5 protein-coding genes are annotated in these 8,570 nt (G+C 62.3%); all 5 read right to left on the bottom strand.

The window, feature by feature from the left end:
• Positions 1–9: 9 nt before the first annotated feature.
• On the bottom strand, positions 10–2,892 hold the full coding sequence (locus tag ACMGGG_RS15725) for an RHS repeat-associated core domain-containing protein (protein ID WP_414154029.1): 2,883 nt from the start codon (positions 2,890–2,892) through the stop codon (positions 10–12).
• A 111-nt stretch (positions 2,893–3,003) separates the two neighbouring features.
• Positions 3,004–3,762 carry a thiol:disulfide interchange protein DsbG gene (gene dsbG, locus ACMGGG_RS15720; protein ID WP_200602799.1) on the bottom strand — a complete coding sequence of 253 codons (759 nt, stop codon included), beginning with the start codon at positions 3,760–3,762 and terminating at the stop codon, positions 3,004–3,006.
• Position 3,763: 1 nt separating this feature from the next.
• Entirely contained in the window at positions 3,764–4,600 is an 837-nt protein-coding gene (locus tag ACMGGG_RS15715; protein ID WP_063545640.1) for a TlpA disulfide reductase family protein, read from the bottom strand.
• Positions 4,600–6,330 carry a protein-disulfide reductase DsbD gene (dsbD, locus tag ACMGGG_RS15710; protein WP_414154028.1) on the bottom strand — a complete coding sequence of 577 codons (1,731 nt, stop codon included), beginning with the start codon at positions 6,328–6,330 and terminating at the stop codon, positions 4,600–4,602. Before dsbD ends, ACMGGG_RS15715 begins: the two co-directional genes overlap by 1 nt.
• A 113-nt stretch (positions 6,331–6,443) precedes the next feature.
• Positions 6,444–8,372, bottom strand: coding sequence for a transglycosylase SLT domain-containing protein (locus tag ACMGGG_RS15705; protein ID WP_063545639.1), 1,929 nt, complete (start codon positions 8,370–8,372; stop codon positions 6,444–6,446).
• Positions 8,373–8,570: the final 198 nt, after the last annotated feature.

The following is an 8,570-nucleotide window of genomic DNA, read 5'->3' as shown; positions in this document are numbered from 1 at the left end:
GTGCTGTATTTAACGCGGTACTTTGTTGATGCTCTTTCTACGTTTGGGTTCGCCCATGTTTTTTCTTACCGTCGAAGAGTTACTTGACAGCGTCGAAGAGTTACTTGATAGGCTTGAGCGCCGGCTGGAGTTTGAATCATCGTCGGAGGTGTCAGGAAACAGTGTCTCCAGGTTGAGAGTATTCTCTTCGCTCGATGTGCTGTGCGTGCGAGCTAGCGTCGGCACTTGTTGAGTATCATTTGTATCTGGGTCGTCAATATTGATGGCGAGGTGCTGCGGTGCAGAGAAGTCCTCTCCTGCGTTGGTATGTGCCGATGGAGCGGGCAAGGCGACCCTCTCTATAGCGTCGTGCGTATCCGGGCGCTGTTCCCCAAGTCTGGGAGAGTGTGGTCTGCTAGGGGCGTATTGGTGAACAAAGTTTTCGCCGCCCGCGGAGTTTTGATTATCGGGTGATTGAGCATCATTTCTGAACGGGGGAGCCTCTTCAGATTCCAACTGAGCACGGCGAATTTGTTCAGCTGTACGTTGTTTCATAAACACCCGATATTGTGCAAGATTTTGGGTTCCGACCGATGTGATGGCGCCAAACATGGTTAAATATCGCGCGGAGGAATCATCGGGGGAGATCCAGCCCAAGAACATTAAAGTAATCGCATTAAGGATGTTAAGCACCCTGAGTCCGCTGGATGCAGCATGGAGGCGGCCACCCGGTTCTCTCCAGTGCTTCCATAAGGGAGCTGTCAGTGATGTTCCGTTTCTCTCTGCATCTTTCACCTGGTAGTAGAGGGGTTGGTTGTTCGTAATAAGCGTCGCTATGTTCAGCAGAAGCAGCCAGATGGCAAATATTTCTATGGCTATAGTCATAACGGTCTCTGCTGGAGACATCCCCGTAGCGTCACGAAAGCGCAGAGGATTATTTCTATTCGTCCGATACAGATTCGGGCCATCAATAAGCCTACCGGGATCGGCACTCAGCCATCGGCCCAACCCCGTCTGATAGTATCGCCAGCCGTAGTAGTAAAGACCGCTGGCATCGAGCTCCTTGCCGGCATGACGCGACGTACGTTGGGTTAATCCGCCGACTTCCGCCGCTTGCTCATCCAGGCCAACTGTTTCGCCATAGGGGGCGTATTCCTCACGCGAGACGATGTTTCCCATCTCGTCCGTTTCTCCCGCACTGCTGCCCAGATGGTCGCTAAACCCATAGCGCAGGTGAACCTCGGTACTCAGGCGATTTTCAATCCAACGCGTCTCCTCGACTTCGCTGATCACGACGTGCTTGAGCGCCTGGGGCTGGCCTTCGAGCGTGCGCAGGCGTACCTCGCAGTCATCGAGGTAGGTCGTCAGGGTGGTCTGGATTGCGTTGGCCATGCGCACCGTACTGATTTTGCGACGGCGGGTGCCGCCATTGGCGTAGCGGTACTGCTCGATATCATCCGCCGCTCCGTTGGTGCGTTTGATCAGCGACACCTGACCCAGCTGGTGATCGGCCAACCAAGCCAGTGCCCGGCCATCGACCAGTTGTTTCTGCAGGCCGCCAGGCAGGAAGCCGTTGTCTGGTGTCAGCCCGTGGCCCTCGGGCATTGCGCGGTTGCTTTGGGTCGACACACACAGGTGCTGTGTGCGCTTGCCGGCACCACCGTTGTGACTCAAGGTGATCAGGTTGTCACCGTCGTCGTATTCGTAGCGTTCGCTGTAAGGTGTCCAGACCATGCCGCCCTGGCGGTCGGACGTTCCGAAGGAGGACGACCAGTAGGCACCGACCGGGCTGCGCTCGCGCCCGCTGGCCTCGACCAGGCGGTAGAGGGTGTCGTAGGCGTATTCGCGCAGGCCGTCGGACTGTTGGTTGTCATGCCACTGAGGGTCGGCACCTTGGTCATCGAGGGCGAGGATGTTGCCTGCGGGATCGTAGCCATAGTGCAGGTCGCTGATCAGCAGATAGCCCAGCGCATGGTCACTTGGGCGCTGCGTACGATGTTGAATCAGGCGCTGACTGGTGGGCGAGCGGCCATAGAGGTCGACCACGCCATTGCCAGACGTCTGCGCCATGACCATGCCATCGGCCCTGCGCGTGACAGCCGCGAGCGCCATGGCCTCCTTGGCACCCTGGCGCAAATGTATCTGGCGTACTGCGCCACTGACGTCCAGTGTCTTAGAGCTCGTGACCCCGGCTGCGTTGGTGCGTACCAGCACATCGCCCACTGCGTTGTATCGGTTAACGGTGATCAGTATGATCTCTTCCAGATCACCCTCACTGCTGCCAGCCCAATCGGGTTGTTCGGCGTGAGGCTGCAACAACTGTTGCCGGGTTTCGAGAGGTTTGCTGGTCAGCGATAGCAAGGCTGTGTGGGTCAGGCCTGCGTTGTCGAAATGCTTGAGCGTGGCACCTGCCAGGTTGCGCTGGCGGTCGGCAGCAGTGGCTGGTGCATACACCAGGCGCTCGCGCATACGTGCGATGCCGGCGGCCGGTTGCTCGAAAACCGCGCTTTTGCGCCCGCCTTGTTCTGGGGTTTCATAGGTGTGCGTGTGGTGGGTGCCCTGGGCGTTGCAGGTCCACAGCGGTCGACCAGTGGCATCATCAAGCGACAGTGAGGTATCGCCGTCGGTGGTGTGCAGCTTCAACTGCCGGCCGCCGAGGCTGGCGACCGTCGTGGCATCGGCCAGCGTCGTTGAGCCTGCCGATACCTGCAATGCTCGGGCACCGAACTGGCGGACGGTGCGGGTCAGTGCATCTGCATGGATGCGGTTACGCAGCAGTTTTGCTGCGGGTATGTCTGCTCCATCCTGCGGGGAGCGCAGCAGGCGCAGCGTCACCATAGCGCCTGCTGCACCGGACAGCACCGTCACGTCCGGTGTTTCGGCATGGTAGCGTGCAGCCTTGGTGGCAGGCATCGGCGATCCCTCTTCTCATCGCATCCTGCGCACCGATCGCGTGGCCGCGAGGGTGCGATAAGAGGAGTCTAGGGAGACTGCGTCGGTCTCGCACCTGACAGATTTATCAGGTCAGCGCTTGCCCAGAATCTTGCCGAGCATTTCCGGGCGTGGCGCGCCTTGTTGGCTTTGCAGTTGTCCCTGTTCATCCTGGTAGAAGATCGCAGGCGTTGCGCCCAGCCCCATTTCTTCCATCAACGCCTGGTTGGCTGCGAGTTGCTTCTGTGTGGGTTCGGGAATGGTGTCCAGTGCCTTGAGCGTGCTGGCCTTGCCAGCGCTTTCGTGTTCTTGCAGTGCCTTGGCAGGGTCTTTTGCCGACAACAGCGCGGCGGACTTGCCCGGGCTGTCCGGACGGATGATGCCGACCATGATATGGCGCAATTGCACCTTGCCCGAGTCGACCCAGGGCCGCGCCTGTTGCCAGAACATGTTGCAGTAAGGGCAGTTAGGGTCGCTGAACAGGTAGACGATGCGTGGCGCATCGGCCTTGCCGTCCTGGATCCAGGCGGTCTTTTCCATCTTTGCCCAGATTTCCTTGCTCATCGGTGTGTAGACCAGCTTGTCCAATGGCTCGGCGCTCAGGTCCTGGCCTTGTTCATCGAACAGGCTGCCAACCAGTACGTGCTTGCCGTCGGGAGTCAAATACAGGGCGATGCCGTTGCTATGGTACTCGGCGGCATAGCCGCGCAGGCCATTGGGCGCGTCGAACGTGCCCTTGATCACCGCGCCCTTGGCCTCCATCTGCTGAATCGGCTTGGGCCAGGGCTCTGCTTGGGCCAGGGGCGCGACGAGCAGGGCCAGGGAGAGGGGCAGGAGAGCAGTCAGTCGCATGTCATTTTCCTTGTACGGCGGGGGCGGGCGCCACGGCCCGCTTCAAAGGTTCCAGGGCGTTGTGCAGGCTGGCGCGGGACAGCTCGCCGAGATGGCTGCCGACCAGGCGGCCCTCGGCGTTGTAGAACAAAGTGGTGGGCAGGGCCATGGAGCCGACCCGTTGCGCCAGTTGCCCACTGCCGTCGAACAGCACGTGGTTCAGGCTCAGGCCGGTCGTGGCGAGGAAGGTACTGACGCTTTCGGGTGTTTCGCCTTGGTTGACGAACAGGAAGGTCACGTCGGGGTAGTCGCTCTGAGCCTGCTGCAGCACGGGCATCTCCCGTCGGCACGGTGGGCACCAGGTGGCCCAGATGTTGATGACCAGGGGGGTGCCGCGGTAGCTGTGCAGGGCCACTGACTCGCCGCTGGCGTTGCGCAGGCTAAGATCGGGCAGTTCGGTGCCTTTGCTGTACAGGTGGCTGCCCAGGCTTGCCAGTCCCCAGAACAGGGCGCCGCTGAACAGTGCCCAGCCCAGTGGCCGGCGCAGGCCCGGACGGCGTCGACCTTGCCACAAGGCAGCAGCGACGATGCCCGCCAGGCCGCTCCAGAGTTGGAAGCCGCCATCGCGAATGTCGATGATCTGCAGTGGCTCGTCGCGGTACATCGCCCAGTACTCCAGGACGAAGCCTGCACGGGCGCTGAGGACTCCGACCAGAAACAGATTGAACAGTGCCGACTCGGGGCTTTCGCCGCCACGGCGGGCCACCCACCAGCCGACCAGGCAAGCGATGCCCAATGCACTGAGCAGCAGCAGGTGGTTCAGGGCCATCGTCAATGGCCCCAGGGTTACCGTCAGCATCAACCTTGACTCCTGGTCTGGGCCCAGTGTTGCAGGAACGCTGCCGCGTCGATTTCGCCGGTGATGCGTCGGGCACGGCGCTCGTCACCTTCCGGGCCGATCCAGATCAGGCTGGGCGGGCCTGGAACCTGGTAGCGCTGCAGCAATGCGTGGCTGGCGGGGGTGTCGGCAGTGACATCCAGGCGCAGCAATTGCACGCCGTCGAGGCTGGCCTGCACGTCGCTGCGGGCAAAAACCTGTTTCTCCATCACTTTGCACGATACGCACCAGTCGGCGTAGTAGTCGACTAACACCCATTGGTTGCGCGCTTTGGCGGCATCCAGTTCGCGCTGCAGGTCCTGCGGGTTGTCGATGGTGATGACCCGCTGGTCATGGGCGCTGCTCATCGGCGCGGCGCCACCACCGGTGAATGGCTGCAGCGGTTGCCACAGATCGCTGCCACCCGCGGCAGCGCCGACCAGCAACAGGCCACCCCAGAGCGCACCCAGCAACGGCAGGGCTCGTAGCGCCGGCAGACGCTGCAGGGCAGGCCATGCAGCCCAGGCCAGGGCAATCAGCCAGGCGCCGACCAGTGCCAGCAGCAGTGGTTCTGGCAGCAGGCTGCGCAGGGTGTACAGCGCCATTGCCAGGAAGACGAAGCCGAACACGCCCTTGACCAGGTTCATCCAGGCTCCAGGGCGTGGCAGGTAGCGGTTGCCCAGGGTGACCAGCAACAGCAGTGGTACGCCCATGCCCAGCCCCAGGCTGAACAGCACCAGCGCACCCTGAACCACATCGCCGCTCTGGGCGATATAGAGCAGCGCACCGGCCAGTGGCGCGGTCATGCACGGCCCCATCAGCAGGCCCGAGAGCGCGCCAAGCAACGCTGCGCCATACAGGTTGCCGCCACGCGTTCCCTGGCCTGCACGATCGAGGCGGTCACGCACGGCGGCGGGCAGTTGCAGTTCGAAGGCCCCGAACATCGGCAGGGCGAGGATCACGAACAGGCCGGCCAGGCTGCCCAGCAGCCAGGGTTGCTGTAGCCAGGCCTGCAGGCTGGCGCCGAGCAGCGCGGCGACCACACCCAGTGCGGCGTACACCAAGGCCATGCTCAGAACGTAGACGCCGGCCAGAATCCAACCACGTCGTGCACTGGCACCATTGCCCATGACCAACCCGGCGAGGATGGGCAGCATCGGTAGCGAGCAGGGGGTGAAGGCCAGCAGCAGACCCAGGCCGAAGAACGCCAGCAGGCTCCAGGCCAGGCTGCTGTGCTGAAGGCCGCTGGCCAGGGCCTGGTCGCTGGCTTGTCCGCCATCCGGTGCCGCTGGCGCAGCAGAAGCCGGCTGGCCGCCCAGGTCGATCACGGTGGTTTGCGGTGGATAGCACAGCCCGGCATCGGCGCAGCCCTGCCAGCCCAGTCGCAGTTCGCCAGTGGTATTGGCGGGCAGCAGCAACTCGAGTTCGGTGCGATAGACGGCGCTGTCGCCGAAGAACTCGTCATGATGGTTGAGAGCCGCAGGCAGTTGCGGTTGCTGATCGACGGGAATGCCGTCGAACTTCAGGCGCTTCTGGTAGAGGTAGTAGCCATCCTTGATCTGGAAATACAGGCGCATCTGCCCGGAAGGCAAGCGGTCCTGGCTCAGGACGAAAGCCTGACTCACCGGCAGGAAATCCGACTTGGGAGCGAAGGGATTGGCCTGGAGCGGGCCGGCGAGCAGGAATGTCAGGAAGAGCAGGAGAACACGCATGTCGACGCCTTGGCAGTGCATTGAGTGCACCATGCTGGAGCAGACTGATTAACCGAAAGTTAACCCGGTCCGACATGAGGCCCTGTCGGTGCTCCGACAGGGCCTGGGCCGGATCACATGTCGTCGAAGTAGCGTTCGTGCCAGTCCACCAACGGTTGTGGTGCGTTCAGTTTCTGGCCATAGATCACCGAGTACGACAGCACGTTCTGCACATACTGACGTGTCTCATCGAACGGGATCGACTCGACCCAGACATCGAAGCTCAGGTGCTTGGCGCCCTTGAGCCACTGACGTACGCGACCGGGGCCTGCGTTGTAGGCGGCCGACGCCAGCACGCGGTTGCCGTTGAACTGGCCGTGCACCTGGCTCAGGTAGGCGGCGCCGAGCTGGATGTTCTTGTCCGGATCGAGCACCTGCGCAGGCGAGGCCAGTGGGATGCTGAACTTGCGCGCGGTTTCCTTGGCGGTTCCTGGCATCAGTTGCATCAGGCCGCTGGCGCCTACTGGCGAGCGGGCATCGTCCATGAAGGCACTTTCCTGACGGGTGATGGCGAATACCCAGCTCGAGTGCAGGCCGCGGACTTTGGCTTCGCGCACCAGGGTGTCGCGGTGGGCCATCGGGAAGCGGATGTCCAGGTCGTCCCAGTACTTGGCCTGGCTGATGGTGCGGATAGCCGGGAAGTACCAGCGCAGGTCGTAGGCCAGGCGGGCCTGGGCGACCATTTCGTCACGGTTGAAGTGGCGGCTGACGTGGTACCACTCGCGGCGCCCCTCGACAATCTGGCCACGGGCGTGGAACTCCAGGGCGCGGCGCACGCCGGGGGTGTTACGCACCTTGTTGATCAACTGCTGGCTCAGTACCAGGGGCTTGTTGTTGAGCTGGTACGGTGTTTGCGCGCGATCGGCAGCAAGAAAACCATAGAAGTCGCGCTCACGTGAGACGTTCTTGTAGAGCAGCGGGATCTGCGGGTTGTTGGGTTGTGCCAGCTCCAGGCTGCGCGCCTGCCAGTAGCGCCAGCGGCTGCTGTCGGCCAGATCCTGGGGCAGGCGGCGGCTCAGTTCGTAGGCTTCTTCCCAGCGCCCGAGACGCAGCAGCAGGCGCATGCGCCATTCGCTGACGGTGTTGTCGCGCAGTTCAGGGTCGTAGCGGGTCATCAGGTCGAGGGCACGCGGATCGTAGCGCCGTGCGAGCGTGAGGCCGATCTCGCGGGCGATGGCGACCTTCTCGTCGCGGGAGAAATGCATGCGCTGGGCGTAGTCGTCGAGCAGGGCCATGGCTTGCTCGGGATCCTGCCGCGCCAGGCGGCGCAGGCCGAGGCTGACCACATCGGACATCGCTTCGTTGACCGGCATGAAGCGCGAAGGCTGCTTGAGCAGCTCGGGTTTCTGCGCCACATCGATCAGCAGCTTGCCTTGCGGGCCGAGTGTGGTGAGCGTTTGCACCAGGTTGTTGGCCAGGCTGTAGTTGCGCGCCTCGGCCGCCAGTTTGGCTCGCTGCCAGCGGCGGGCCTCGGTGAGCTGGCCTTCTGCGGCCCACAGGCCGAACAAGGTGTCGCAGGCCGCAGGTTGCGACTTGCCGACGTTCCACAGTTTTTCGGCAGTGGCGAAGCCTTCGGCGCGCAGGCCGTTGGTCAACTGGTACTGGCCGTTGAGGCAATCCAGTTCGGTGAAGTTCAGCTTCGGGTCGTAGTATTTGGCGAAGGTCTTCCAGTCGCCGCGTTCGGCCTGCCAGCGCAACCAGCGCAGTTTCATCCAGTTGGCCTGGGGCAGGTCACCGTGTTTGGCGAGGAAGCCTTCGACTTCCTCGTTGCTGGCAGTCTTCAGCCGCGCGGTGAGTTCGTCGTAGGCCAGGTAGGGTGTGAGCGGATAGTCGCTGAGCGCTTGGGCATAGCGCAGGTAGGGACCCTTGTCGCCTTTGGCGAGGGCACGCTTGGCCTCGTCGTAGTACTGGCGCTGCTGGGTGATGTCGATGGCCTGTGCAGCACTCGCGGTCGTGGCGGTGAGCACCAGGCAGGAAACGAATTGGAACAGGCGGCTGCGCATGATACGTCCGGGCAGTTGAACCATGAAAAGTGACGGCGAGGCCAGCACTGTTGAAATCTAGTTTCCTTAGCTTAGCCGTTTGCCGGCGATGGATGAAAGCACTGTGCTTGTATCGAATCGTTAACACCGACCACGCGTCGCCAAGCGCTCGCTGCCATCGCACCTGGAATGTCACGCAGGGGCGAAGTAGGCGTGAAA

The sequence above is a fragment of the Pseudomonas sp. BNK-44-b genome (genome assembly GCF_047456245.1).
GTDB classification, from domain to species: Bacteria; Pseudomonadota; Gammaproteobacteria; order Pseudomonadales; family Pseudomonadaceae; genus Aquipseudomonas; species Aquipseudomonas machongensis.
This window is presented reverse-complemented; position numbering and strand designations above follow the sequence as displayed.

Bases quoted from the DNA above. Each gene is read 5' to 3' on its own strand.
- ACMGGG_RS15725 (WP_414154029.1), bottom strand. From the start codon at position 2,892: ATGCCTGCCACCAAGGCTGCACGCTACCATGCCGAAACACCGGACGTG.
- dsbG (WP_200602799.1), bottom strand. From the start codon at position 3,762: ATGCGACTGACTGCTCTCCTGCCCCTCTCCCTGGCCCTGCTCGTCGCG.
- ACMGGG_RS15715 (WP_063545640.1), bottom strand. From the start codon at position 4,600: ATGCTGACGGTAACCCTGGGGCCATTGACGATGGCCCTGAACCACCTG.
- dsbD (WP_414154028.1), bottom strand. From the start codon at position 6,330: ATGCGTGTTCTCCTGCTCTTCCTGACATTCCTGCTCGCCGGCCCGCTC.
- ACMGGG_RS15705 (WP_063545639.1), bottom strand. From the start codon at position 8,372: ATGCGCAGCCGCCTGTTCCAATTCGTTTCCTGCCTGGTGCTCACCGCC.